Annotated in this window: 22 protein-coding genes and 1 riboswitch; of the genes, 7 read left to right on the top strand and 15 right to left on the bottom strand. The window is 66.0% G+C overall.

Annotated features, from left to right (window positions below; translation table 11 throughout):
• Positions 1-201 precede the first annotated feature (201 nt).
• The 3 genes from H590_RS0100210 to ngcE form a co-directional block, all read right to left on the bottom strand.
• A complete protein-coding gene (locus H590_RS0100210) occupies positions 202-1,095 on the bottom strand; it encodes a carbohydrate ABC transporter permease (RefSeq protein WP_051237995.1) in 894 nt (297 codons plus the stop codon).
• Positions 1,092-2,114: a carbohydrate ABC transporter permease gene (locus H590_RS0100205; protein ID WP_028701963.1), complete on the bottom strand. Its 1,023-nt coding sequence runs from the start codon at positions 2,112-2,114 to the stop codon at positions 1,092-1,094. The genes H590_RS0100210 and H590_RS0100205 overlap by 4 nt, the downstream gene beginning before the upstream one ends.
• Before the next feature lie 133 nt (positions 2,115-2,247).
• Positions 2,248-3,651 carry an N-acetylglucosamine/diacetylchitobiose ABC transporter substrate-binding protein gene (gene ngcE / locus H590_RS0100200; protein WP_028701962.1) on the bottom strand — a complete coding sequence of 468 codons (1,404 nt, stop codon included), beginning with the start codon at positions 3,649-3,651 and terminating at the stop codon, positions 2,248-2,250.
• A gap of 394 nt (positions 3,652-4,045) precedes the next feature.
• Here ngcE and H590_RS0100195 point away from each other — a divergent pair, with 394 nt between their 5' ends.
• Positions 4,046-4,927, top strand: coding sequence for a patatin-like phospholipase family protein (locus H590_RS0100195; protein ID WP_036980319.1), 882 nt, complete (start codon positions 4,046-4,048; stop codon positions 4,925-4,927).
• 61 nt (positions 4,928-4,988) lie between these two features.
• On the opposite strand, the gene hisC is transcribed toward H590_RS0100195, so the two are convergent.
• The 3 genes from hisC to H590_RS0100180 all read right to left on the bottom strand — a co-directional run bounded on the left by hisC (position 4,989) and on the right by H590_RS0100180 (position 9,358).
• Positions 4,989-6,077 (bottom strand): histidinol-phosphate transaminase, encoded by a 1,089-nt coding sequence (gene hisC / locus H590_RS0100190; protein ID WP_414973623.1) that lies wholly within the window; start codon positions 6,075-6,077, stop codon positions 4,989-4,991.
• 339 nt (positions 6,078-6,416) lie between these two features.
• Entirely contained in the window at positions 6,417-7,166 is a 750-nt protein-coding gene (locus tag H590_RS0100185) for an amino acid ABC transporter ATP-binding protein (RefSeq protein WP_028701959.1), read from the bottom strand.
• Positions 7,163-9,358: an amino acid ABC transporter substrate-binding protein/permease gene (locus H590_RS0100180; RefSeq protein ID WP_084149153.1), complete on the bottom strand. Its 2,196-nt coding sequence runs from the start codon at positions 9,356-9,358 to the stop codon at positions 7,163-7,165. Before H590_RS0100180 ends, H590_RS0100185 begins: the two co-directional genes overlap by 4 nt.
• Before the next feature lie 258 nt (positions 9,359-9,616).
• Between H590_RS0100180 and lplAB the strand changes: the two genes are divergently transcribed.
• From lplAB to H590_RS0100160, 4 genes are all read left to right on the top strand, one after another.
• Positions 9,617-10,678: a lipoate-protein ligase LplAB gene (lplAB, locus tag H590_RS0100175; RefSeq protein ID WP_028701957.1), complete on the top strand. Its 1,062-nt coding sequence runs from the start codon at positions 9,617-9,619 to the stop codon at positions 10,676-10,678.
• Positions 10,679-10,843: 165 nt separating this feature from the next.
• Positions 10,844-11,230, top strand: a complete 387-nt coding sequence (locus tag H590_RS0100170) for a GntR family transcriptional regulator (RefSeq protein WP_051237994.1) — start codon at positions 10,844-10,846, stop codon at positions 11,228-11,230.
• 15 nt (positions 11,231-11,245) lie between these two features.
• Positions 11,246-12,172 carry an ABC transporter ATP-binding protein gene (locus H590_RS0100165; protein ID WP_028701955.1) on the top strand — a complete coding sequence of 309 codons (927 nt, stop codon included), beginning with the start codon at positions 11,246-11,248 and terminating at the stop codon, positions 12,170-12,172.
• Positions 12,169-12,894, top strand: a complete 726-nt coding sequence (locus tag H590_RS0100160) for a hypothetical protein (protein ID WP_028701954.1) — start codon at positions 12,169-12,171, stop codon at positions 12,892-12,894. The genes H590_RS0100165 and H590_RS0100160 overlap by 4 nt, the downstream gene beginning before the upstream one ends.
• A 32-nt stretch (positions 12,895-12,926) precedes the next feature.
• Here H590_RS0100160 and H590_RS0100155 read toward each other — a convergent pair whose 3' ends face one another.
• The 9 genes from H590_RS0100155 to H590_RS0100115 all read right to left on the bottom strand — a co-directional run bounded on the left by H590_RS0100155 (position 12,927) and on the right by H590_RS0100115 (position 21,217).
• Positions 12,927-13,955, bottom strand: coding sequence for a LacI family DNA-binding transcriptional regulator (locus H590_RS0100155; RefSeq protein ID WP_028701953.1), 1,029 nt, complete (start codon positions 13,953-13,955; stop codon positions 12,927-12,929).
• 3 nt (positions 13,956-13,958) lie between these two features.
• The gene (locus H590_RS13995) at positions 13,959-14,402 is read right to left on the bottom strand and encodes a hypothetical protein (RefSeq protein ID WP_154655302.1); all 444 of its coding nucleotides are present in this window, start codon (positions 14,400-14,402) and stop codon (positions 13,959-13,961) included.
• Positions 14,402-15,175 carry an HAD hydrolase family protein gene (locus tag H590_RS0100145; RefSeq protein ID WP_028701952.1) on the bottom strand — a complete coding sequence of 258 codons (774 nt, stop codon included), beginning with the start codon at positions 15,173-15,175 and terminating at the stop codon, positions 14,402-14,404. Before H590_RS0100145 ends, H590_RS13995 begins: the two co-directional genes overlap by 1 nt.
• Positions 15,176-15,471: 296 nt before the next feature.
• Positions 15,472-16,329: a PTS system mannose/fructose/sorbose family transporter subunit IID gene (locus H590_RS0100140; RefSeq protein ID WP_028701951.1), complete on the bottom strand. Its 858-nt coding sequence runs from the start codon at positions 16,327-16,329 to the stop codon at positions 15,472-15,474.
• An 11-nt stretch (positions 16,330-16,340) separates the two neighbouring features.
• The gene (locus H590_RS0100135; RefSeq protein WP_028701950.1) at positions 16,341-17,156 is read right to left on the bottom strand and encodes a PTS mannose/fructose/sorbose transporter subunit IIC; all 816 of its coding nucleotides are present in this window, start codon (positions 17,154-17,156) and stop codon (positions 16,341-16,343) included.
• A 15-nt stretch (positions 17,157-17,171) separates the two neighbouring features.
• Entirely contained in the window at positions 17,172-17,663 is a 492-nt protein-coding gene (locus H590_RS0100130) for a PTS sugar transporter subunit IIB (RefSeq protein ID WP_027586374.1), read from the bottom strand.
• Entirely contained in the window at positions 17,663-18,091 is a 429-nt protein-coding gene (locus H590_RS0100125) for a PTS sugar transporter subunit IIA (protein ID WP_028701949.1), read from the bottom strand. The genes H590_RS0100130 and H590_RS0100125 overlap by 1 nt, the downstream gene beginning before the upstream one ends.
• A 424-nt stretch (positions 18,092-18,515) precedes the next feature.
• On the bottom strand, positions 18,516-19,559 hold the full coding sequence (locus H590_RS0100120; RefSeq protein ID WP_028701948.1) for an NAD(P)H-dependent glycerol-3-phosphate dehydrogenase: 1,044 nt from the start codon (positions 19,557-19,559) through the stop codon (positions 18,516-18,518).
• Between the two features lie 83 nt (positions 19,560-19,642).
• Complete coding sequence (locus H590_RS0100115) at positions 19,643-21,217, bottom strand: xylulokinase (protein ID WP_028701947.1); 1,575 nt, start codon at positions 21,215-21,217, stop codon at positions 19,643-19,645.
• Positions 21,218-21,678: 461 nt separating this feature from the next.
• Here H590_RS0100115 and H590_RS0100110 point away from each other — a divergent pair, with 461 nt between their 5' ends.
• Both H590_RS0100110 and H590_RS13990 read left to right on the top strand, forming a co-directional pair.
• A complete protein-coding gene (locus H590_RS0100110) occupies positions 21,679-22,089 on the top strand; it encodes a tautomerase family protein (protein ID WP_028701946.1) in 411 nt (136 codons plus the stop codon).
• A gap of 170 nt (positions 22,090-22,259) precedes the next feature.
• On the top strand, positions 22,260-23,489 hold the full coding sequence (locus H590_RS13990) for a pyridoxal phosphate-dependent aminotransferase (RefSeq protein ID WP_071161676.1): 1,230 nt from the start codon (positions 22,260-22,262) through the stop codon (positions 23,487-23,489).
• Between the two features lie 54 nt (positions 23,490-23,543).
• Positions 23,544-23,685: riboswitch (adenosylcobalamin (AdoCbl) riboswitch) on the top strand.
• The last annotated feature ends 87 nt before the right edge of the window (positions 23,686-23,772 follow it).

The raw sequence follows: 23,772 nt of genomic DNA, 5'->3' as shown, positions 1-23,772 counted from the left end.
AACCGAGGGCCCCGAGGCACCGGGGACGACGTCATGAGGCTTGAACGGGACGTCTGACTCCCCGGCGACACAGCGGGGACGACGACGTCATGGACCCCGAGGGGGACGCCTGACGTGAGCCGTATGAGACGAACAGCCCGACCGGGAGATCCCGGTCGGGCTGTTCGTCTCTGAGTTGGCGTCCGGTGCGACTCCGAACGGCTACTTCATGGTGCCCTGGGACACCGACCCCTGGAGCTGACGCTGGAAGATGATGTAGACGATCAGCACCGGGAGGATGGTCAGCACCACCGAGGCGAACAGGGCGCCGAAGTCGACCTCGTAGTTCGTCCGGGCGGCAAAGGCCGCCAGGCCCTGGGAGAGCACGTAGTTGCTCGTGTTCGTGTTGAGGGCGACCGGGATGAGGTACTGGTTCCACAGGCCGAGGAAGTTGAAGATCGCGACCGAGGCGAAACCGGGCTTGGCCATCGGGAGCATCACCAGGAAGAAGGTCTGCCACTCCCCCGCACCGTCGATCTCCGCCGCCTCGTAGATCTCATTCGGCAGCGTCTTGAAGAAGGCGTAGAGGAAGAAGACGGTGAACGGCAGGGCGAAGGCCACATAGGTGATGATGAGGCCGGGACGGGTGTTGAGAAGTCCCATGTTCTTCAGGGTGAAGAACAGCGGCACCACGGCCAGGAAGATCGGGAAGGTGTTCCCGGCCAGGAACAGCACGTAGATGACCTTGTTCCCGTAGAACCTGAAGCGCGCCAGCACATAGGCCGACATCGCCCCGAAGACCATCACCAGGATCAGGGCGGAGAACACCACGATCACGGTGTTGATGAAGTAGTCGCCGATGCCCGCGGTGGTCCAGGCGTTGCTGAAGTTCTTCCACTGGATCTTCTTGGGAAGAGCGAAGGGGGAGGAGAAGATCTCGCTGGTGGTCTTGAAGGAGGTGACCAGGGTCCACAGCAGCGGACCCACCACGATCACCGACCAGATGATCAGCAGAATGTGGGAGACCGTCGATACCGCCCTGTCACCCTTGGTGACCTTGACGTGGTGCACCGCGACCTCGTCGGCCGACAGGGGAGCCGTGAGTTGACTGCTCATGCCATCGTCACCGTGTCCTTACCGCCGGTGAGACGGTTGAGCAGACCGATGATCCCGGCGAAGATCATGGTCATCAGGGCGATCACAACGCCCATTGCACAGGCAATGCCGTACTGGCCCTTCTGGAATGCCGTGGAGAACAGCTGCTGGCTCATCACCAGGGTCGAGTTGCCCGGCCCGCCGAATGGGTTCAGCACGCTCATGTAGACGAAGGCGTCCAGGGATGCAATACCCAGGTAGATCCAGGCGGTCTGAACATTGTCGCGGATCAACGGGATGGTGATCGAGATCGCGGTGCGGAACCTCCCGGCACCGTCGATTCTCGCCGCCTCGAAGATCTCCGCGGGGATCGACTTGATTCCTGCCACGAAGAGCAGCATGTAGAAACCGACATAGGCCCAGATCATGATGAAGATCGAGATCGGCATCGCGGTCGACCGCTCGCCCAGCCAGGCGAACTCCTTGGCCTGGTCGATACCGATACCGGTCAGCAGTCCATTGACCAGTCCGTGCGAGGGATCGAAGATCTGACCCCACATCAGGCCGATGACGACGGCGGGCACGCAGTAGGGGAAGAACGAGGCGACGCGGTAGAAACCGGAGTGTCCCAGACCCCTGGTGTGGCCGAAGCTGGACCCGCCGACCGTGAGCAGGGTCGCCAGAATCAGCGACAGCACGATGGTGACGATCGGGACCAGGACGGCCAGCACGACGTTGTTGAGCATCGCCCGGGTGAACAGGTCGTCGGTGAGGATCTTGGTGTAGTTCGCCAGCCCGACGAAGTCGAAGGTCGCCGAGAACCCTCCCCAGTTGGTGAGTGAGTAGTAGAACGCCTGGATGAACGGCGACAGCACGAAGATCAGATACACGGCCAGCGGGAGACCCAGGAAGACCGCGAAGAAGCTGACCTTGTCGAAGGTCCAGGGGCGGTGCCGGCGTCGCCTGGGTACCGAGGCTGCGCTGACCGGCTGTTCCAGCGCGGTCTCTGCGACAGCACTCGGGGGGACTGTTGCACTCATATCTCAATCAATCTGCTGGGGAATACATGACGAACCGCCCGACCCGATGAGAGGTCGGGCGGCCAGGAGAGCCCCTGACACGCGCCGGGCGAGGTCCCGTCCGGGACCTCGCCCGGCGCGTGTCAGGACAGGCTCACTTGATGGTGATCTTCTGGACCGAGGAGTCGTTGGCGACCTTGTCGGAGATCTCCTGCATGCTACTGGTGATCTGGGCGACCGAGGACTTGCCGGCCAGGAAGTCGTTCCAGACGACCAGGTGCTCGGTGTTGACGCCGTAGTAGTCGACCCACTGGATATTGAAGACCTTCTCGCCGGCGGCGTCGAGCATTTTCGTGAGGGAGACCAGCGCGGTCGAGCCGAAACCGTCGGCCGGGACGGTGCCCTTGACGATGGTCGGGGACAGGATCGTCTTGGCGAAGTTGGTGGCGGCGGCGTCGGAGAGCATGGCGCGCATGAACTCCTTGCCGGCCCCGGCGTTGACGGCCTGCTTCGGGAAGATGAAGGGCTCACCGGGAGCCGCGTTCATCGCCTCGTAGCCCATCTTCGGGGAATCGGTGAGCACGAACTCCGGGGCACCGGTCATCTTGAACCCGGACTTCGTCTGGGACTTCATCTCGTTCTCGATCCAGGAGCCCGAGGGGTACAGGATCGCCGACTGGTCGTTGGACCACTGGGCCTGGGCCGCGGTGAACTGGGTTCCGGCGCCGCCCGGCTTCACGAAGCCGGCGTCGATGATCTTCTTGAGCGCCGTGAGAGCCTGCTGGACGACCGGCTGGGACCAGGCCTTCGGCTTGAGGTTCTCGATCGCCAGACGGACCTCGGGGCCGCCCTCCTTGTAGGCGGTGCCCAGGATCAGGGTGCGGTAGTAGGTGGCCGCCTCCTTGCCCCAACAGAACAGGTACTTGCCCTTCGCCTTGGCCTGCTCGCCGAGCTTGTAGGCCTCGTCCCAGGTCTTCGGCACCGTCCAGCCGTTGGCCTTGAAGAGGGAGTCGGAGTACCAGACCGCGTAGCCGCTCATCACGTAGTTGAGGATGGCGAACTTGTCGCCGCGGGTGCCCATCTCCTTGACTCCCGGGTACAGGGTGTCGGAGATCGTCTTGCCCTCGTAGTTCTTCGCGGTGAGCAGGTCGTCGAGGGTGTCGAGCTGGCTGAGGATCGAGGAGACGCCGATCGCGTTGGCTCCGGAGTTGTCGATGACGTCGGGCGGGTTGCCGCCGACGAATCGGGGCTGCAGCTCCTGGGAGATGTTGTTCGACGGCTTCACCGAGGTGGTGAGCTTGGGGAACTTCTTCTTCATCTGCTCGGCGCCGAACTGCGCGTAGGAGATGCCGTATCCGCCGTTGAAGATGACGGCGTCCAGCTTGCCGTCCTCCTTGATGCCGAACGGGTTGTCGGCGGACTTCGCACCCCCGGCGGGAGCGGAGGACGCGCTGCTGCTGCTGCCACCTCCGGCTGCGCATGAGGCCAGGGGCACCACGGCCGCTGCAGCGGCCGCACCCTTGAGGAAACCTCGACGGTTGAAGGACGACTGGGTCATGTCTCTCTCCTCGTTTCAAGCCCACCCACGCTGGTGAGCAATGAATCAATCGCTCAGTGCTCTCAGGAGGGCCCTGCGTCCTGAACAGTAGTAAGGCCCCGTAGTCGGCTATAAGCAGGAGCAGTGGTTGCAACCGAACCGTTACGTCGCACTCACATAGAGCGTCATCAACGGGCTTTCGAGTGCAGATTCGATCGAATCTTCTGAGCGATCCGCTCCATGCCGGTGATCATTTCGGACCCCCGGGATGATGCCCGGAAATGTCGGCGCCACCGCCGGCTCTCCGGATGACGACGCTACCGCAGTGAACGCGAGGATGAGCGAGCACCGCCGGGGACGACCCACATTCACCCGGAGTCTCACCGCCCGGGGCCGTGGTGGCAGGATCGGCGGCATGGGAGCTTTCACCGTTGACGACGTCGCCCTGGTTCTGGAGGGTGGCGGAATGCGCGCCAGCTACTCCGCCGCGGTGATCGTCAAGCTGCTTCGCGAACAGGTTCACCTGCCCCATGTCTCGGGGATCTCCGCCGGCTCCTCGCACACCGCCAACTACCTGTCGAATGACCCGCAACGGGCCCGGGCCAGCTTCGTGGAGTTCTCCGGGGACCCGCGGGTCGGCAGCCTGTGGACCTTCCTCACCGGACGCGGACTGTTCAACGCCGACTACATCTATCAGCAGACCTCAGCCCCCGGCCAGGCACTGCCCTTCGACTACGCCGCCTTCAACGCCAACCCGGCCTCCCTGCGGATCGGCGCCACCCGCACCGCGGACGGCACCCGGCGCTGGTTCACCCGCAAGGACGTCTCCTCGATGGGCGACCTCATGACGATCGTCCAGGCCTCCTCGACGATGCCCGGGCTGATGCCCCCGGTGACGATCAACGGGGAGGAGTACGTCGACGGAGCGATCGGACCCGACGGCGGAATTCCGCTCGACGCCGCCCAGATGGACGGCTACCGGCGGTTCGCCGTGGTGATGACCAGGCCTCGCAACTACGTCAAGAAGCCGCCCCGCGACATCCGGGCGCTGCGCCGGATCTTCCGCCTTCGCCCCGCGGTCGCCGATGCGGTGGCCGGCCGGTGGCGCCGCTACAATGCCACCCGCGAGGAGCTGTTCGACCTGGAGAGGGACGGCCGGGCGGTGCTCTTCTTCCCCGACACCATGACGATCTCGAACCGGGAGCGCAGTGTCGCCAAGCTGCGGCGCTGCTTCGGTCTGGGGATGGGTCAGATCAACCGGGAGTGGCCCCGCTGGCGGGAGTTCCTGGGGATCTGAGCCTCAAGCCCGAACCGGGGCCGCCCCCGGACCGGGTCGATGGCCCGCCCGGGAGCAGCTTTCAGGCTCGAACCGGTGCCGGAGCGATGGCTCGGGCGAAGGCGGCCAGGCAACGATCGTTCTCGCTCGGGCTGCCGATGCTCAACCGGATCCCCTCGCCCTGCCAGCAGCGGGCGAAGACGTGCTCGCCGCGCAGCACCTCGTCGATCCGGGCGGTGTCGTCACCGGTGGGCAGCCACACGAAGTTGGCCTGGGAGTCGCCGAGCGTCCAACCCTGGTCGCGCAGGGCGGCGGTGACCCGGCCGCGCTCGGCCACGATCTTCTCCACCCGCTCGGTCAGCTCGTCCTCGTGCTGCAGTGAGGCCAGCGCCGCGCACTGGGCGACATCGCTGACGGCGAATGGCACGGCCACCCGGCGCAGGTCCTCGCACATCTCGACCGACCCGATCCCGAAGCCGACCCGCAGACCGGCCAGCCCGTATGCCTTGGAGAAGGTCTGCAGGGCGATGACATTGGGGTGCCGGGAGACCATCTCCACCCCGGAGACCGCCTGCGGGTCCCGGTTGAAGTGAACATATGCCTCGTCGATGGCGACCACGATGTTCTCGGGCACCTGCGAAAGGAAGTGCTCCACCTCATCGGTGGACAGGGTGGTGCCGGTGGGATTGTTCGGGGTGCACAGCAGAATGAGCCGGGTGCGATCGGTGATCGCGGCGAGCATCGCCGCCAGATCGTGATGCAGGTCGGCGGTCAGCGGCACCTTCACCGGGGTCGCCCCGGACACCACGGTGAGAATCGGGTAGGCCTCGAAGGACCGCCAGGCGAAGATCACCTCATCCCCCATTCCGGCGGTGGCATGAACGAGCTGGGTGGCGACCTCCACCGATCCGGCACCGACGGCGACCTGGTCGGCGGTGACCCCGAATCGAGAGCCGATCGCGGTGCGCAGCTCCATGGCCCCCATCGAGGGGTACCGGTTGAAGCTGCCGCGCGGATCCCGCATCCGGTCGGCGATCTCGGCCACGACCGAGGGCAGCGGCGGGTACGGATTCTCGTTCGAGGACAGCTTGACCGCATCGGGCCCCTCGGCCGCTCCCTGCTTGTACGGCGGCAGTGACCTCACCACATCGCGTCGGCTCATCGTTGACATCCTCCCTGCTTGACACGCACCTCTGACTGTTTCACACGCCGGCCCCGGTGCTCATCAGGGGCCACATGGGGAAATGCACCTGCCGGCACGGGGCCGCCAAGCACCGGACCGGACCACACAGGGGAATCCGCCGGCGCCGGGCTGGTGCCACATCGGGAGGTACCGATGAGATCTGCCACCACAGCAGCCACCGCGTGGATTATCCAGCCCCCGGCCCACAGATGGCAGATCTCAACCACAGCCCCGTCAACCCCCACACGAGATCTGCCACCACGGCAGGCACCACGTGGATATCGCAGGCCGTGCCGCCGTGGTGGCAGAAGTCGTCTCAGGTCCGGCTCACAGCACCTTGGACAGGAAGTCCTGGGTGCGCTCCTCCTGCGGGTGGGCGAGAATCTGGCGGGGATCCCCCTCCTCGACCACCACTCCGTCGGCCATGAACATGAGATGGCTGCTCACCTCACGGGCGAAGCCCATCTCGTGGGTGACCACGATCATCGTCATGCCCTCACTGGCGAGCTTTCGCATCACATCGAGCACCTCGCCGACCATCTCCGGGTCCAGGGCGGAGGTGGGCTCGTCGAAGAGCATCACATCGGGCCTCATCGCCAGCGCCCTGGCGATCGCCACCCGCTGCTTCTGTCCGCCGGAGAGCTGGGCGGGCCGGGCATCGGCCTTGTCCTCCAGATGGACCTGGCCCAGCAGATCGGCGGCCCGGTCCAGGGCCTCGGCCTTCGTCATCCGCTTCAGCTGCACCGGGGCCATGATGATGTTCTCGGTCACGGTCATGTGCGGGAAGAGGTTGAAGTGCTGGAAGACCATCCCGATCTTCTGTCGCACCTCGTTGATGTCGGTGCCGGGGTCGGTGAGGTCATGGCCCTCGATGAGGACCTTCCCGGAGGTGACCTCCTCCAGCAGGTTGAGGCATCTCAGGAAGGTGGACTTGCCCGACCCGGAGGGCCCGATGACAGAGACCACCTGCCCCTTCTGGATGGTGCTGCTGATGCCCTTGAGCACCTCATTGGAGCCGAAGCTCTTGTGCAGGTCGACGGCCTGGACGACCGGCGCCTCGGTGGTGTTCTCGCTCACTTGTTGACCTTCCGATCGACGAAGTTCGACAGTGTTGTCAGGGCGTAGATGACGATGAAGTAGATCGCGCCCACCATGATCCAGATCTCGAAGGACCTGAAGTTACGGGCGATGATCTGCTGGCCCTGGTAGGTCAGTTCGGCGAATCCCAGGACAGCCAGGATCGAGGTGTCCTTGAGGCTGATGACGAACTGATTGATGAAGGAGGGGGTCATGATCTTGAACGCCTGGGGCACGACCACCTTGCGCATCGACTGGAGCCAGTTCAGGCCCAGCGACCGGGAGGCCTCCATCTGTCCGGGATCGACCGACTGGATGCCGCCGCGGACGATCTCGGTCATGTAGGCGCCGGCATTGAGGCTCAGGGTGAGCACTCCGGCGGTGAAGACATCGATCTTCTGTCCAGTGACGGTCGGCAGGCCGAAGTAGAAGAAGAAGGCCTGCACCAGCAGCGGGGTGCCGCGGAAGATCGCGACATAGACCGATGCGATGCCCGACAGGATCTTGACCCCGGACACCTTGCAGAAGCCGAAGATGACGCCGAGCGCCAGGGCGATCAGCAGGGACAGCGCGGTGGCCGCCACGGTCATCGCCAGGCCCTTCATGAGGGCTGGGAAGCTCTCGGCCAGCAGGGCGAAGAACCCCTCGTTCTTGTCCGACTCGGAGTCAGGAGCCTTGAGGTACTTGTCGATGAGCTGCTGGTAGGAACCGTCGGTCTTCATGCCGCTCAGACCGGCGTTGAAGGCGGCCAGCAGCGGAGCGTTGGTGCCCTTGAGGACGGCGAAACCGTAGGAGGCACCGGACTCCTTGGCGGTGACCACCTTGAGACCGTTGCCCTGCTTGATGCCGTATGCCAGTACCGGGTAGTCGTCGAAGACGGCGGCTGCATTCCCGGAGTTGACCTCGGAGTAGAGGGTGTCAGCCTTGTCGAGGGCCTTCACCGTGTACCCGTACTTGGAGGCGTTCTTCTGGGCGAAGGACAGCGACTCGGTGCCGGTCTTGGCGACCACCGTCTTGCCCTTGAGGTCGTCGTACCCCTTGATGTCGGAGTCCTTGGCGACGGCCATCTGGATGCCCGAGTCGAAGTACGGGTCGGAGAAGTCGAAGACCTTCTTGCGCTCATCGGTGATCGACATCCCGGCGATCACGCCGTCGGCCTGCTTGGCCTTGACCGCCTGGAGGGCGGCGTCGAACCCGACGGACTTGATCTGGACGGTGAACCCCTGCTGCTTGGCGATGGCCCGGATGAGGTCCATGTCGATGCCGGTCATGTTGCCCTTGGCATCGCGGTACTCGAAGGGGGCGAAGGTGGTGTCGGTGGCGATGATGAAGGACTTGCCCTTCACCGCCGCGACCGCGGCGTCATCGGCCGGGGCATTGTCGCCGAGGTACTTGACGAGAAGCTTGTGGTACGAGCCGTCGGCCTTCATCGCCGCCAGGCCGGTGTTGAAGGCCTTGAGGAGGGCGGCATTGGTGCCCTTGAGGACGGCGAAGCCGTAGGACGCGCCGGCCTCCTTGGCGGTGACCACCTTGAGGCCGTTGCCCTGCTTGATGCCGTAAGCCAGCACCGGGTAGTCGTCGAAGACGGCCGAGGCATTGCCGGAGTTGACCTCCGAGTACATGGTGTCGGCCTTGTCGAGGGCCTTCACCGTGTACCCGTACTTGGAGGCGTTGGCCTGGGCGAAGGACAGCGACTCGGTGCCGGTCTTGGCCACCACCGTCTTGCCCTTGAGGTCCTCGTAGGACTTGATCGAGGTGTCGGACTTCTTGACCGCCATCTGGATGCCGGAGGCGAAGTACGGGTTGGAGAAGTCGAAGGCCTTCTTGCGCTCGTCGGTGATCGACATCCCGGCGATCACCCCGTCGGCCTGCTTCGACTGGACGGCCTGCAGGGCCGCGTCGAATCCGACCGACTTGATCTTGACGGTGAACCCCTGCTGCTTGGCGATCGCCTGGATGAGGTCCATGTCGATGCCGGTCATATTGCCCTGGGCATCGCGGTACTCGAACGGAGCGAACGTGGTGTCGGTGGCGATGACGAAGGACTTACCTTTCACCGAATCGCCCGGAGAGTCGTCGGCCCAGGCCCTGACCCCTTGAGATCCGGGCGCTACGGCGAGAAGCGTGACCAGCACGCCGATGAGGGCGGCGAAGCGGGTCGCCCACCGCGACCTGCGAGTTCTGGAATGCATGGGGCCTCCAAGCGGTCAAGTGGCGGATAGATACGCCGTGACGCTACAGGGTCGTTTCGCCAGTTGGCGTGGGCATTCGCTGTGTCGAGACGTTTCGCAGAGGACACACGAAAGGACTACGGGACGGTGTCGACGACGTCATCGAGACACCTTGAGCCCATCTCACCCTCGGATGAATGCCCGCCGTGGGAGGAGCCGAGCACATAGCATGGCGTGGCTCCGGAGAGCTCGATGGAGACCAGCGAAAGGCGATGCGGAATGCACGGTGAGCACCACGGCGAGTACAAGGTTCCCGGCGGAAAACTGATCGTCGTCGACACCGGGGTCGAGGACTCCCGGCTCAGCGGCCTGCAGATCTCCGGCGACTTCTTCCTGGAGCCCGATGAGGCCCTGGGGCGCATCACCTCCTGCCTGGAGGGGGTCCCGGTGGAGTCCTCGGCCACCGAGATGGCGGCCCGGGTGAGGGCGGCCCTGCTGCCCACCGACGTCCCCTTCGGAATCACCCCGGAGGGGGTCGGGATCGCGGTCCGCCGGGCTCTGGGTCGCGCGGTGGACTGGGACGACATCGACTTCGATGTCATCCACGGCCCGGTCGTCGACCCGATGGTCAATGTCGCGATGGACGAGACCCTGGTCGCCGAGGTGGCGGCCGGACGACGTCGCCCCTTCATGAGGCTGTGGGAGTGGAACGCCCCGCAGGTGGTGATCGGCTCCTTCCAGTCCTATGACAACGAGGTCAACCAGGCGGGGGTGGACCGGTACGGGATCACGGTCTCGCGGCGGGTGACCGGCGGTGGGGCGATGTTCATGGAGCCGGGCAACTGCGTGACCTACTCCCTGGTGATCCCCCAGGCACTGGTCGACGGGCTGAGCTTCGCCCAGTCCTACCCGATGCTGGACCAGTGGGTGATGGAGGCTCTGGCGGAGGTCGGGGTGAGTGCGCACTACGTCCCGCTCAACGACATCGCCTCGACGGCCGGCAAGATCGGCGGCGCCGCGCAGAAGCGGTTCGGCAACGGCTACATGGTCCATCACGTGACGATGTCCTACGACATCGACGCCGAGAAGATGCTGGAGGTGCTTCGGATCGGCAAGGAGAAGGTCCGCGACAAGGGGCATCGCTCGGCGGTGAAGCGGGTGGACCCGATGCGGTCGCAGACCGGGATGTCGCGATCGGCGATTCTCGACGTCTTCTACCGGCACTTCAAGGAGAAGTACGGGGCCACCGACGGGTCCATCACCGATGAGGACCTGGCGGTCGCCGAGGAGCGCTGCCGGACGAAGTTCTCCACCGAGGAGTGGACCCACCGACTGCCCTGAGCCCGGGCCGGGTCCGGGAGGGGCGGGTGGATCCCTCCCGGCAAGACATCAACACCACACACGGCATCACCACCACACACGGCATCGACAACACATCTGCCGGAGGCCTTGATCCCTCCTTGGTTTAGTGGTTCACTAGTTGAGTAACGAACCAAGGAGGTGCACATGAGTCCTGTGCTCGACGACGGTCGCCCGATCTTCCTCTCCCTCGCCGACCAGATCGCCGACGACATCCTCTCCGGCGTCTACCCCTCCGGAAGCCACGTGCCCTCGACCAATGAGCTCTCCGCGTTCTACAAGATCAACCCCGCGACGGCGGGCAAGGCCCTCAACAGACTGGTGGACCAGCAGGTCCTCGAGAAGAGACGGGGGCTGGGCATGTTCGTCACCGAGGACGGCGTCGAACTGCTCCGGGAACAGCGAAGAGCCCGGTTCACCGAGAGCTACCTCGCTCCCCTGCTGGACGAGGCCGAACGCGTCGGCCTGTCCACCGACGACCTCATCACACTCATCCACCGCCAACGTTCCGGGCCCACCCACTCCCGCCCCTGACGGAAGGAGCATCCCATGCCCACCACCGGCACGGCCGCCGAGAGCGGCATCACCATCTCCTCAGTGTCCAAGTCCTTCGGTCGCACCGAGGTCCTCCACAGCATCGACCTCCAGCTGCCGCCCAACCAGGTCTACGGCCTGCTGGGGTCCAACGGGGTCGGCAAGACGACCCTGATGTCCATCATCTGCAATCACATCTTCCCCACCTCCGGCGAGGTGCTCATCGATGGCCGGCACCCCGCCGAGAATGCCGAGATCCTGGAGCGCACCTGCTTCATCCACGAGGACCAGCGGTGGCACGACGACTTCACCCTCGACATCCTCATGAGGGTGGCCCCCAGGTTCTTCGCGAGATGGTCCGCCCAGACCGCCGAGACCCTGGCCGAGAGGTTCCGGCTGCCCCGCCGGACCAGGCTCAAGAAGATGTCGCGGGGGCAGCGCTCGGCCCTGGCGATCACCATCTCGCTGGCCTCCCGCGCCCCCTACACCTTCCTCGACGAGCCCTACCTCGGCCTTGACCCGAGCGCCCGCTCGATCTTCTACTCCGAGCTGCTCCAGGAGATCTCCGAGGTGCCGCGGACCGTCATCATGTCCACCCATCTCATCGACGAGGCCGCCTCCCTCATGGAGGACGTCATCCTGATGCGACAGGGCCACGTGGAGATGCACGCCGACGTCGACTCGATCACCTCCCAGTCCTTCACCGTGCGCGGACTGAGCGCCGACGTCGCCCAGGTGGTGGCCGGCCTGGAGGTGCTCTCCCGGAAGTCGATGGGACGCATCGAGTCGACCATGGTGCGCGGCAACCTCAACGGCCAGGCCCACCGGCGGGCCGAGGAGTTGCACGTCTCGATCGAACCGGCCGGACTCCAGGACCTCGTCGCCGCCCTCGGCGTGATGTCCGAGCCGGCGTCCACCGCCCCGGAAGGAGCACAGTCATGAACCGCACTCCACGACCCCTCCGGTCGTTCCGACTCACCGTCTACTCGCTGAGCTCGGTGCTCCTGGCACCGCTGTCGATCCTGGCGATGATGGTGATCATCTCGGTCGCCATCGTGCTCATCATCGGCATCAGGACCGGACTCCCCCTCGACCCGCAGGCATCGATGGGGATGGCCAACAACATGGGATCGGTGCTCTCGATCCCCGGATTCCTGGTCACCCTGGGAGCGATGACGGTCAACCGGCAGTTCGCCACCGCGATGGCCTTCGGCTCCACCCGGAAGTCCTTCTGGCTGGGAAGTTCACTGGGCTTCCTGGTGATCTCCCTGGTCACCGGGGTGGGCAGCGTGCTGCTGCTGTGGCTGGAGAAGGCCACCGACCACTGGTTCATCGGGGCCCGGGCGATGGACGTCTTCGTCCTGGGCAGCGGCGACCCGTGGCAGACCTTCCTCACCATCACCGCCACCTCGCTGTGCTCGCTGTTCCTGGGCGCCGGGTTCGGCACCCTGTTCCGGGCCTGGGGACCGCGGGCGGTCATCGTCGCCTCGGTCGCCCTGGGAGTCGTGCTGTGCGGCGGGCTGGCGCTGACCGTGTGGCAGTGGGAGGCCTGGGGTCCGGCCCTGATGCGGCTGGGAGCCTGGCTGATCACGATCGCCACGACGGTTCTGGGTCTGGTCGCCGCGGCCGGCAGCTTCATCGCCGTCCGCCGCAGCACCGTCTGAGCAGGCGCCACGGCCCCCGACGCCGGCCACGATCAGCGGGGAGCCGGGATCTCCCCCGACCCACGCTCCACCAAGGTGGGCCGGATCACGATGTCGCGAGGTGCTGCGGAACTGCCGCGGATCCGCTCGGCCAGGCAGCCCACGGTGGCCCGGGCGAGCTGGTCGATGTCCTGACGCACGACGGTCAGCGGCGGGTCGACCAGGGAGGCCATCGGCATGTCGTCGAAGCCGACGATGGCCACCGTGTGCTGGAGACCGTTGTGCTGGAGGGCCTCCAGGGCGCCGATCGACAGATCATTGCGGCAGACCAGGATGGCGGTGAAGTCCACACCCTCGTCGATGAGGGACTGCACCGCCCGGCGTCCGTCCTCCGCGGAGCGCTCCCCGGAGAGCACCAGCCTGGAGTCGACCGGGACACCGGCGTCGCGCATCGCGTCGAGATACCCGGTCAGCCGGTCCTGGGCCGGCTCGATCGTGGTGCGGTCACCCAGACAGGCGATCTGTCGGTGGCCGGCGGCGATCAGGTGAGCGGTTCCCATCTGCGCGCCCAGCCAGTTGTCGGTGGTCACGGAGTCGACCGGCAGGCCGCGCGGCCGACGGTCCACGCAGACCACGGCCAGCCCGGAGTTCACCACCGTGCGCAGATAGGACTGGTCGGACAGGGTGGGCACCAGCACCAGGCCGTCGACCTGGTGGGCTACCAGGTCCTTGACCACCCGGCGCTCCCTCTCGGGCTCCTCGTCGAGGCTGGCCGCCAGCAGGGCGACGTCCTTGAGGAACTCCGAGCGCTCCAGCGACCTCAGCAGCTGGGAGGAGAAGTTGTTGCCGAGGTCCTGGGTGACCACCGCGATGCTGCGGGTCGAGCGGTCGTTCCGGCGCAGCCCGGCGGCGGCGACGTTGGGGGTGAAGTCGAGTTCATGGATCGCCCACTCGACCCGTTCGCGGGACTTACGGGCCACCTCGGGGGACTCGTTGATCACCCTGGAGACGGTTTTGATCGACACCCCGGCCAGCCTCGCGACGTCGCGAATGGTCGGGCGGCGGGTCGCCGGTGAGGCCACCTGTCACCGACCCTTCCGTGCGTTGCCGGCCTGACGCCGCTCAGCCCAGTCGAGGTACTCCGAGACGACCTTCTTGCTCTCGGGGCGCAGCGCCTTGTTGTCGCGCAGCATCTGCTTGGAACGGGCCTCGACGAAGTCGAGGTACTCGCCGTTGTGCGTGCGGTTGTACTGCTTCTTCGCCTCGGCGAGGTCGGAGAAGTCCCCGGTCGCCTGACGCTCCAGCATCCGCCGGCCGAGCATCGACATGATCGCGACCGCCAGGCAGACCACCATCGCCCAGGGGGTGACCAGGTAGAGCACGCCGCCGAGCACCATGAGACCGGTGACCAGCTTGCTCACCCCGTAGGTGTACCCCCCGTGGCCGTACTCGCCGCGCACCCACTCGGCTGCGGCCGTGCGCCGCTCCTCCTTGCTGGGGCGGTCCTCCTTGCGAGGGATGATGGCCATCATTTCTGCTCCTTGAGGATCTGGGCGATGAGTTGGGCGGCGGAGTCCACGGTGGCCTCGCAGTGCGCCCGCACCTGCGCGGGCGAGTGGGCCAGCGCGACGGGGTGGTCTGCCACCTCGTGCATGGACAGATCGTTCCACGAGTCGCCCAGAGTGTAGACGTCGCCGTGGTCGCCGATGAGATCGGTGAGGAGCCGGCGCAGGCCGGCCCCCTTGGACACCCCGGGCGGGACGACGTCGAGGAAGTTCTGGTTGCGGTGCACCTCGGCACGGCCGGCGCACAGCTTCCTGAGCGCGGGTTCGACGCGGTCCATCACGGTCGGGTCGGGGATGTAGAGGGGGATGCCGAACAGGTCGGTGTGACGGAGTCGGTCGAGGTCGGCCGGGTAGGACCGCGGCACGATCGAGGAGTGCTGCGAGACCCGGGCGGCGACCACGTAGTCGTGCTCGATGTCCGAGGCGTAGAGCACCAGGGGTTCGCCGTCCACCAGGGAGACGATGTCGTCCAGCAGGCCGGGTTGGTGGGCGGTGACGGCCAGCGGGTGGAGGGAGCCGTCGGTGATGACCGATCCCGTGAAGGCGATGACGTAGTCGGGGTCGGGCATCCCGACCTCGTGCCAGACGAGTCTGACGGCGTCCACGGACTTTCCGGTGGCCAGCACGAGGGTGTTCCCGGCCGCCAGCCAGGATCCGATGGCCTCCCGGTCGGCGGGGTGGATGCCGTCCTCGACGACCACCGTTCCGTCAAGATCGGTGGCAAGCACGGTACTCATGCGGACTCCATGCTCATGAGACTCGATGTTCATGGGACCTCGATCCCCTGGCGATGGAGCCAGGATCTCGTCCACGCGACGTCAGTGACGGGTGGAGCTGCGCGTGGGGCGACGACTGGTGACGGTGGGTTGCGGAGGGCGGGTAGTGGAGGGTGGGTTGCGGAGTGCGGGTGCGGGAGCGCGGTGTGCGGGACGGGTGCCATCACGAGGTGATGACGACGATCCCGACCGCAGGTCGGGTCCCGGGTCGAACGACCCGGGACCCGACCCCGGCGGAATCTTCAGGATCGACGGCCTCAGCCGAGGAACCCGGACCAGTAGCCGAGGATACCGACGGCGAACATGCCGAAGATGATCCAGATCGGGTTGACCTTCTTCTTGAGGATCCACATGCACAGGAAGGTCAGCAGCAGGGCGACCAGGCCTGGCAGCAGGGAGTCCAGGATGCTCTGGAGGGTTGTCACAACCTCCTTGCCGTCACTTCCCTTGTACCTGGAGATGACCAGTGGGAAGTTGATCGTTGTCCACTTGGACACCAAGGCGCCCATCACGAACAGGCCGAGCACCGAGGCGGTGGCGGTGAGCTTCTTGAGCTGGCCGCCGCCGAGATCGGAGACGATGGCCGTGCCGCGCTCGTAGCCGACCTTGAAGCCGTACCAGCGCATCAGCATCCGGATGATGTTGATGACGACGAAGAACAGCAGGGGTCCGATGACCGATCCGGTGAGCGCCATCGAGGCGCCGAGAGCCGCCAGGACGGGTCGGGCGGTGCCCCAGAAGATCGGGTCGCCGACGCCGGCGAGCGGCCCCATCAGGCCGATCTTGACGTTGGTGATGTCCGAGTCCTGAATGGGCTCGCCCTTGGACTTCTGCTCCTCCATCGCCGAGACGACGCCGAAGATCGGCGATGCGATCCACGGGTGGGTGTTGAAGAACTCCAGGTGGCGCTTGAGGGCCTCGGCCTGATCGTGCTTGTCAGAGTAGAACCGCTTGATCGAGGGGATCAGCGAGACCGCCACGCCGATGGCCTGGAAGCGCTCGAAGTTGAAGGATCCCAGCATGAAGGTGGACCGGATGTAGATCGACCGGTAGTCCTTCTTGGTGAGAGCCCCGGCAGGAGCCTTGCTGGTCTCGGGAACAGTGTCTGTAGTCATGGGTGTCCTCCTCAGTCCAGCTCGTCGTCGAGATCGTCATCGAGAGCGGCTGATCCGCCTCCGCCGGTGGCGGCAGCGGGCATCTTGATCTGGTCGTGGTACAGCGGGTTGAGCTGCACGTAGATCACGGCGAGGCAGGCGCCCATGATGCCGAGACCGACCAGGTTGAAGTTCGTGAACGAGGCCACCACGAAGCCCAGGAAGAAGAAGGGCATGAGGGCCTTGGCCTGCATCATGTTGATGACCATGGCGTAGCCGACGACGACGATGAAGCCGCCGGCCACCTGAAGGCCACCGGTGACGACATGGGGGATGGCGTCGAGGGCGTTCTTGACCGCATTGGTGCCGGAGACGGCGGCCACCACGGCGGTCGGAATGGCGACGCGCAGACCCTGCAGGAGCAGGGCTGTGAAGTGCATCAGTTCGACGCCTCTGAAGTTCGCCTTCGCCGCGAAGTTGTCAGCCTGATGTTGGAAGAACACGTTGATGGTACGGACGAAGATCGTCAGCACCTGGCCGGCGGCGGCCAGCGGCACGGCGATCGCGATGCCCTCCGCGACCCCCTGTCCACTGGCGATGACGACGACCGCGGAGATCGTGGAGGCCAGGGCGGCGTCCGGGGCCATCGCGGCACCGACGTTCATCCAGCCGAGGGCGATGAGCTCCAGGGAGCCGCCCAGGATGACACCGGTGTGAAGATCACCGAGGACCAGACCCATCAGGGTGCAGGCCACCAGGGGACGGTGGAACTGGCGCTCATCGAGCACACTCGCCATGCCGGCGACCAGGGCCACCAGGATGACGAGAATCATCTGAACTGCAGACATGTGGTGATCCCCGTCCTAGATGAGCTTCGCGGAGCGGAGCTTGTCCATCATGTTGGCGCGCGAGCTGGAGGGGACCTGCTGGACCTCGAGCTTGATGCCGCGCTTGTCGAGCTCCTGGAAGGCCTCGATCTCGGCGGGACCGACGGAGACCGACTCGGTGACCCGGGTCATCCCCTCGCGGTAGGTGATGCCGCCGACGTTGACCTTGTCGACGGGCAGCCCGGCGTCCATCAGTCGGATGACGTCCTGGGGGGACTCCACCACGACGAGGGCGTCGAGGTCCTTGTACTTCGGGTTGTTGTAGACCCGCATCATCTTGGCGAGGTCGAGCACGAAGGTCTTCGTGTTCTCCTTGCCGACCTGCAGCAGCAGGGTCTTGCGGATGTCGTCGTGGGCGGCCTGGTCCGAGACCGCGATCATGGTCTGGACGCCGACCGTGTTGACCCAGTTGTTCGCGATCTGACCGTGGATCAGTCGGGAGTCGATGCGCAGCAACTTGATGTTCATCAGAGTTCATCGTCCCCGGCGTCGCTGGCCGAGGTGGTGTTCATGTCGCTGAACGTGCACACCCCGGCAGTGCCGGAGGTGCGGGCCTGCTGGACGAGCGCCGGAACGTCGGTGAGCACCGCCCGGCTCATCAGCACCTCGATGAGCATCGGCAGGTTGACGCCGGTGACGACGTCGGTGCCGGGGTGGGCGGCAGCGAACCGGGCCGCTGCGTTGAACGGGCTCCCGCCGAACAGATCGACGAGGAACAGGACGTCGGAGCCGAGCTCCTTGCTGGCGTCCTCATATTTCTTGAGAAGGTCATCCGGCCCCTCCGACTTCGAGAAGGTGACGGCTCTCACATCTTCTGAGGGGCCGGCGATCATCTCGGCGGAGGCCAGCAGTGCCGGGGCCATTTCGCCGTGTGCGGCGATGACCAGAGCAACCATCCTTGGTTCTCCTTGCGTGTATCGGGGCACCACGGCCCCTGGGGTCACCGAGTTGTGACCCGCCGTTATCCGACCACACGATTGACAACGTTGACAAGAGTGACTCCCCGGGGCTCGGGACACGACGGCGCGAGGATCCGCCACGGGACTCACAGATTCGGTGTTGACTAGGCTCGCCACCCCGATATCACGCGCCCGAACGGGACTCGTAACATTTCGGTAATAATCAGAACCCGACGATGTCGCGCTCAGTAATTATGAGCGTTTGCTGTTTTGTATGAACATGGAAAGGCGGCCCGGTCCGAAATACCCTCCGGACCGGGACCGCCTTGTGTCGTGCGGCAAGGCATCTTGTGCGAGTTATCACAGTCTGTCCGCGATTCAAGACGCCTCCCTGAGCGCGCACCCGTCCGGGCGCGCCAGATCAGGGCCTGGCCGGCTTCACGGCTGCCGCCACGGCGGCATAGACGTCGTCGACGCCACCCTGGAGGATCCGGGCCACCGCGTGGAGCAGCGGGAGGGTCCCCTCATCGGCACCGGCCTGGTGGGCGAAGGCCACCGCCAGCGGTGCGGCTGGGTACCCCTCGACGGTCTGCTCCAGCCGGTTCATCTCGGCGAGGGCGCCGTCGGGCGTCTCCCCCTTGCCGAGTCGGACCCCGTAGAGCTTGTTGCGCCCGGACAGTCCGGTGACCTCCAGGTCGCCCACCCCGGCGAGCCCGTAAGGGGTCTCGGAATGCCCGCCGACCGCGGCCACCAGCAGGGACATCTCGCGGATCGCCTGGGCGAAGGCCGCCGCCTTGAGATTGTGACGCGGCACCCCGGTGGCCTCCCCCAACCCGTCGGCGATGCCCAGGGAGATGGCGTAGACGTTCTTGAGGGCTGCGCACAGCTCCACCCCGGTCTCGTCGTCGCTGGGCCGGATGCCGTAGGTGTCGGTGGCAGCCTCGCGGGCCAGGGTCTCGGCGAGAGCCAGATCCCTGGAGGCGTAGGTGGTGGCGGTCACCTCCCCGGCGGCGCACTCGTTGGCCTTCACCGGGCCGCCCACGGCGACCAGCGGGGGCAGCGAGACTCCTTTCTGGTCGGCGATGGCGCGGATGGCGTCGGGCAGCAGACGGATCCTGCCCTCGGGGTCGGTCCAGAATCCCTTCGCCGTCAGGCACAGCGCCCTCAGCCCTGCGATGTGATCGAGAGCCATCTCGGTGACCCTGGGAAGTCCCTCGGAGGTGACGGCGATGTCGACGACGTCAGCCCCCTCCAGAGCCTCGGCCAGTTGGCCGGAGCGGAAGGTCCTGATCCCGGGGGCGGCCGCCACCTTGATCCGGGGATGGGGTTGGCCGGCCTCGATCGCGTCGATCAGGTGGTCGTCGAGCCAGGTTCCCCACAGCCGGACCTCCCACCCGGCGTCGATGAACGGCTTGCACAGCGCGGTGCCCATGGCACCTGCGCCGAGAACGGTGAAGGTTGGCATCTGTGATGTCCTTTCGCGAGTGCTCAGTAGTCCCGGGTCTGACTGCCCAGGTCTGTACTGCCTACTGGTCTGTTCGGTACTGCTCAGCTCTCCACGGTGGGGGACTGCGGCTTGGTGCTGGGGTAGCGCTGGGAGAGGGTGTGGAGGTCCTCGAAGACGTCCTGGAGCTGAGGGTAGAGGCGGCGCTGGACGGCGGCGACGTCCCGGTACTGCTCATGGAGGGCGGCGTCGGGCTCGGTGGTCTGCCCGAAGTGGGCCATCGCGATGGCGGAGGCCGCGACGTCATGACTGCCGTGGGCCCCGATCGCGGCCATCGCCAGCACCGCAGCGCCGAGGGCGGAGATCTCGTCCTGGACGCAGGTGGTGATGGGCAGACCGGCGGTGTCGGCCATGATCTGACGCCACAGCGCCGATCGGGTGCCGCCGCCCATGGCGCGCAGGGTGGTGATCCTCACCCCGGTGCGCCTCTCGATGGAGTCGAGATTGGCGCGCATCTCGAAGCCGATCGATTCCAGGATCGACCGGTACATGTGGGCGCGGGAGTGGGTGCCCCGCCAGCCGACGACGGCGCCGCGAGCCACCGGATTCCAGTAGGGCGACTGGACGGCGTTCCAGTAGGGCAGGGTGATGAGGCCCTCGCATCCCGGCGGGATCTGGGATGCGGCCGAGTCCAGTGCGGGGTCGGGAGCGCCCAGCAGCTTCGGGTCACCGAGGGCCTCGCGGAACCAGCCGGCCAGGTAGGAGCCCGAGGACTGGAGCACCTCGAAGACGTACTCGCCGGGGATACCGGAGACCAGGGTGCGCACCCCGGAGTCATAGGCGTAGGTCGGTGACTCGACGCCGGCGTTCACCGCGGTGCCGAGGTTGAGGTAGGCGATCTCCGGGCTGATCGCTGCGGCGCCGATACCGGCGGCCTGACCGTCACCGAGGCCGGCGACGACCGGGATCGAGCCCGACAGCCCCCAGGCCTCCGCCAGATCGGCTCGCAGGTCGGCGACCGGCTGGGCGGGCGGCACCAGGTCGGCCATCTGGTCGCGGCGGACCCCGGCGATCTCGAGCAGCTCGTCGGCCCAGGTGCGGGCCTCGATGTCGAACAGCCCCAGGGAGTCGGCAGAAGCCTCCGAGGTGGCCCACCGACCGGTGAGCTGGAAGGAGATGTAGCCACCGACGTCGACGATCTTGTCGGCCTTGTCCATCACCTCGGGCTCGTGCTCGCTGACCCAGGTCATCTTGTAGATGGCGGGGGTGACGCCGGCCGGCTTGCCCGACAGCTCATGGACATGCTCCGTGCCGAACCGGCGGATCTGGTCGGTGGCCCGACCGTCCAGCCACAGGATTCCATTGCGAAGAGGGGTGCCGTCGGCCGTGAAGGGGGCGAAGGACTCGCGTTGCTGAGTGATGCCGATCGCACTCACCCGCGCCCGATCGGCCGCGCTGAGGCGTGCCAGCACCTCGGCGATGGTGTCCCGGGAGGTCTCCCACCATCGAATGGGATTGTGCTCGTACTCGTCCATCGCCGGGGTGTGGAGCTGGATCTCCCGCTTCGCGGTCTCCCAGACGTTGCCCTCGACGTCGACGACGATGGCCTTGGTGGAGGTGGTCGATGAGTCGATGGCCACGACGAGCGGGCCCTCAGAGCTCCGGGCTTCTACTGACATGTGAGTCCGTTCCTGTCTGGCTGCTGTGCCAGCGATGGTGTCCGGAGTCCGTCCCTTCTCCTCCCTCACCGGGCTTTCCGACGGGAGAGTGTCCTAGTCAACGATGATTGGGGGACGGTCTCGCGGGTACTCAACCCTAGAGGTTCGAGACCGTGGACCCCAACCCGCGCGCACCCCTCACCCGGATGGCGCCAGTCGCTGAAGTCCAGGTAACCCCAGGACGCCCACGGATTCCAGCACATCCACGATGCTCGCGAAGTTCGACGATGCTCGCGCTATAGCGCGAGCATCGTCGAACTTCGCGAGCATCGTGGAAGAGGGTGCGGGCCGGCTGAACCCTCCAGCGAGGAGGAGCCCGCCTGGAGCGGCTGACAAACTCCCGACAAAAGCGGGCATGCCCCCATTTGACACATGCAATTGGGTCATATAGACACATATGTAACGACAAATTGGAGGCTGTCATGCCACTGGTCCGCATCGACTTGAACAAGGGTCGCACCCCGGAATCCATCCGCGCGATCGCAGACGCGATCCACTCCGCCCTGGTCGGCGTCTACGGGATCCCGGAGCGCGACCGGTTCCAGATCATCACCCAGCACGACGAGGGCGAGATCATCGCCCAGGACGCCGGACTCGGGTTCGAGCGCGACTCGGGCGTCGTGATGGTCCACATCTTCACCCAGCAGGGCCGCTCCGACAAGGAGAAGGAGGCGCTGTTCGCCGGGATCGCCGGCAACCTGGAGAAGGCCGGAGTGCCGGCAGAGGACGTGTTCATCGGCTACTTCGAGAACACCCATCACGACTGGAGCTTCGGATTCGGACGTTCCCAGTACGTCGATGGCGAGCTGGCGGTGCCGAAGTCGGGTCAGTGACGGCGGCGAGCGCTCACCTGCGCCGGCCTCCCCGGCCCGGCCTCACCTGCCCCAACCTCCCCGTCCGGCTTCCCCGGCCCGGTGTCATCGGCGCGTAACGGCGATCGACCACAATCTGCCCTGACCGCTGTGGGCCCGCCACAGCCCACACGATCCCGAGGATCCCGCCGATGGAACCGATCAGTTCCGCGGCCAGCGCGACGCCCCTGTCCCTGCTGCGGGTCATCTTCAACCAGATCATCGGGATGGACGACGTCATCTCCTTCGCCGTCGGCGAGCCCGACTTCCCCACCCCGCCGGCCGTCATCGAGGCCGCGACCCGGTCCCTCGAGCACGACCGGATCGGCTACACCGACAACTCGGGGATCCGCCCGCTGCGCGAGGCGGTGGCCCGGGAGTTCCGTCGCTTCGACCGGATCGACTACGACCCGGCCTCCGAGATCATGGTCACCAATGGCGCCATGGAGGGGCTCTACCTCACCCTCGCGACACTGACCAACCCCGGCGACGAGGTGCTGGTGACCGATCCCTGCTACGCGAACTACCAGGGCACGATCGTCCTGAACCGGTGCACCCCGGTATTCGTCCCGACCCGCGAGGAGACCGGATTCTGCTTCGAGGAGGAGTCCCTGAGGAGGGCCGTCACCGACCGGACGAAGGTGATCCTGGTGAACTCCCCGGCCAATCCGACCGGCACCACCGCCTCCCGGGAGAACCTCGAGATGATCGCCCGGGTCGCCCTCGAGAACGACCTCTACGTGATCTTCGACGAGGTCTACAAGCACCTGGTCTACGGGCAGACCGAGTTCTTCAACATCGCCCGGCTCCCCGGCATGCGGGAGCGCACCTTCTGCGTCGACTCGGTCTCCAAGGCCTACGCGATGACCGGATGGCGGGTCGGGTTCATCCTCGGCCCCCGGGAGATCATCGGCCGGATGCCCGCCATGCAGGAGTGCCTGCTGAGCTGCGTCAATGCCACCGCACAGGTGGCCGCGGCCACCGCCCTGGACGGCGACCAGTCCGTGGTCGAGACGATGCGGGCCAGCTATCTGCGCCGGCGCGATCTCATCGTGGCGGCGATCAACCGGATCGACGGACTGGAGTGCCGCACCCCCAACGGCGCGTTCTACGTCTTCGTCAACATCGAGCGCACCGGCTTGACCTCGCAGGAGTTCGCCACCCGACTGCTGGCCGAGCAGCGCGTGGCGGTCGCCCCCGGGATCGACTTCGGATTCCTCGGAGAGGGACACGTCAGACTCTCCTACGCCACCTCGCAGGACGCCATCGAGGAGGGCACCAGCCGGATCGCGACCTTCGTCGCCCCGCTGATCCAGTCCCCCAGGCTCGCGGGGTCACTTGGAGGCCCACTCCCGTTCAGCCGAGTTCCGGAGGAATCCTAGTAGCGGCGGTCGGCATGATCTGCAGAGATTGCGACTGATAGCGTAATTGCGTCACGGAAGACGTGACCACATCGAGTGTCAGCGAAGCCGGTGAGAATCCGGCACTGTCCCGCAACGGTGACGCCATCTCGGCGAAGTCCGGTCGCCTGCCTCGGCGTGTCCACTCGAGTTCACGATGGATGAACTGGTGCGTCATGCGTCCAGCGCGTCCGTCCGGAGGCGCAGGTCATGCTCACACACCGTTCGTTTCGCCGTTCCCTCACCGCATCCTGTGCCGCGCTGA

The sequence above is a fragment of the Acidipropionibacterium jensenii DSM 20535 genome (assembly GCF_000425285.1).
GTDB classification, from domain to species: Bacteria; Actinomycetota; Actinomycetes; order Propionibacteriales; family Propionibacteriaceae; genus Acidipropionibacterium; species Acidipropionibacterium jensenii.
The sequence above is the reverse complement of the archived record's forward strand: the minus strand, read 5'-3'. Positions and strand labels throughout refer to the sequence as shown.

What these genes read in the sequence shown, in the direction of transcription:
- H590_RS0100210 (WP_051237995.1), bottom strand. Translation starts at nt 1,095, where the DNA reads ATGAGCAGTCAACTCACGGCTCCCCTGTCGGCCGACGAGGTCGCGGTG.
- H590_RS0100205 (WP_028701963.1), bottom strand. Translation starts at nt 2,114, where the DNA reads ATGAGTGCAACAGTCCCCCCGAGTGCTGTCGCAGAGACCGCGCTGGAA.
- ngcE (WP_028701962.1), bottom strand. Translation starts at nt 3,651, where the DNA reads ATGACCCAGTCGTCCTTCAACCGTCGAGGTTTCCTCAAGGGTGCGGCC.
- H590_RS0100195 (WP_036980319.1), top strand. Translation starts at nt 4,046, where the DNA reads ATGGGAGCTTTCACCGTTGACGACGTCGCCCTGGTTCTGGAGGGTGGC.
- hisC (WP_414973623.1), bottom strand. Translation starts at nt 6,077, where the DNA reads ATGTCAACGATGAGCCGACGCGATGTGGTGAGGTCACTGCCGCCGTAC.
- H590_RS0100180 (WP_084149153.1), bottom strand. Translation starts at nt 9,358, where the DNA reads ATGCATTCCAGAACTCGCAGGTCGCGGTGGGCGACCCGCTTCGCCGCC.
- lplAB (WP_028701957.1), top strand. Translation starts at nt 9,617, where the DNA reads ATGCACGGTGAGCACCACGGCGAGTACAAGGTTCCCGGCGGAAAACTG.
- H590_RS0100170 (WP_051237994.1), top strand. Translation starts at nt 10,844, where the DNA reads ATGAGTCCTGTGCTCGACGACGGTCGCCCGATCTTCCTCTCCCTCGCC.
- H590_RS0100165 (WP_028701955.1), top strand. Translation starts at nt 11,246, where the DNA reads ATGCCCACCACCGGCACGGCCGCCGAGAGCGGCATCACCATCTCCTCA.
- H590_RS0100160 (WP_028701954.1), top strand. Translation starts at nt 12,169, where the DNA reads ATGAACCGCACTCCACGACCCCTCCGGTCGTTCCGACTCACCGTCTAC.
- H590_RS13995 (WP_154655302.1), bottom strand. Translation starts at nt 14,402, where the DNA reads ATGGCCATCATCCCTCGCAAGGAGGACCGCCCCAGCAAGGAGGAGCGG.
- H590_RS0100145 (WP_028701952.1), bottom strand. Translation starts at nt 15,175, where the DNA reads ATGAGTACCGTGCTTGCCACCGATCTTGACGGAACGGTGGTCGTCGAG.
- H590_RS0100140 (WP_028701951.1), bottom strand. Translation starts at nt 16,329, where the DNA reads ATGACTACAGACACTGTTCCCGAGACCAGCAAGGCTCCTGCCGGGGCT.
- H590_RS0100135 (WP_028701950.1), bottom strand. Translation starts at nt 17,156, where the DNA reads ATGTCTGCAGTTCAGATGATTCTCGTCATCCTGGTGGCCCTGGTCGCC.
- H590_RS0100130 (WP_027586374.1), bottom strand. Translation starts at nt 17,663, where the DNA reads ATGAACATCAAGTTGCTGCGCATCGACTCCCGACTGATCCACGGTCAG.
- H590_RS0100125 (WP_028701949.1), bottom strand. Translation starts at nt 18,091, where the DNA reads ATGGTTGCTCTGGTCATCGCCGCACACGGCGAAATGGCCCCGGCACTG.
- H590_RS0100120 (WP_028701948.1), bottom strand. Translation starts at nt 19,559, where the DNA reads ATGCCAACCTTCACCGTTCTCGGCGCAGGTGCCATGGGCACCGCGCTG.
- H590_RS0100115 (WP_028701947.1), bottom strand. Translation starts at nt 21,217, where the DNA reads ATGTCAGTAGAAGCCCGGAGCTCTGAGGGCCCGCTCGTCGTGGCCATC.
- H590_RS0100110 (WP_028701946.1), top strand. Translation starts at nt 21,679, where the DNA reads ATGCCACTGGTCCGCATCGACTTGAACAAGGGTCGCACCCCGGAATCC.
- H590_RS13990 (WP_071161676.1), top strand. Translation starts at nt 22,260, where the DNA reads ATGGAACCGATCAGTTCCGCGGCCAGCGCGACGCCCCTGTCCCTGCTG.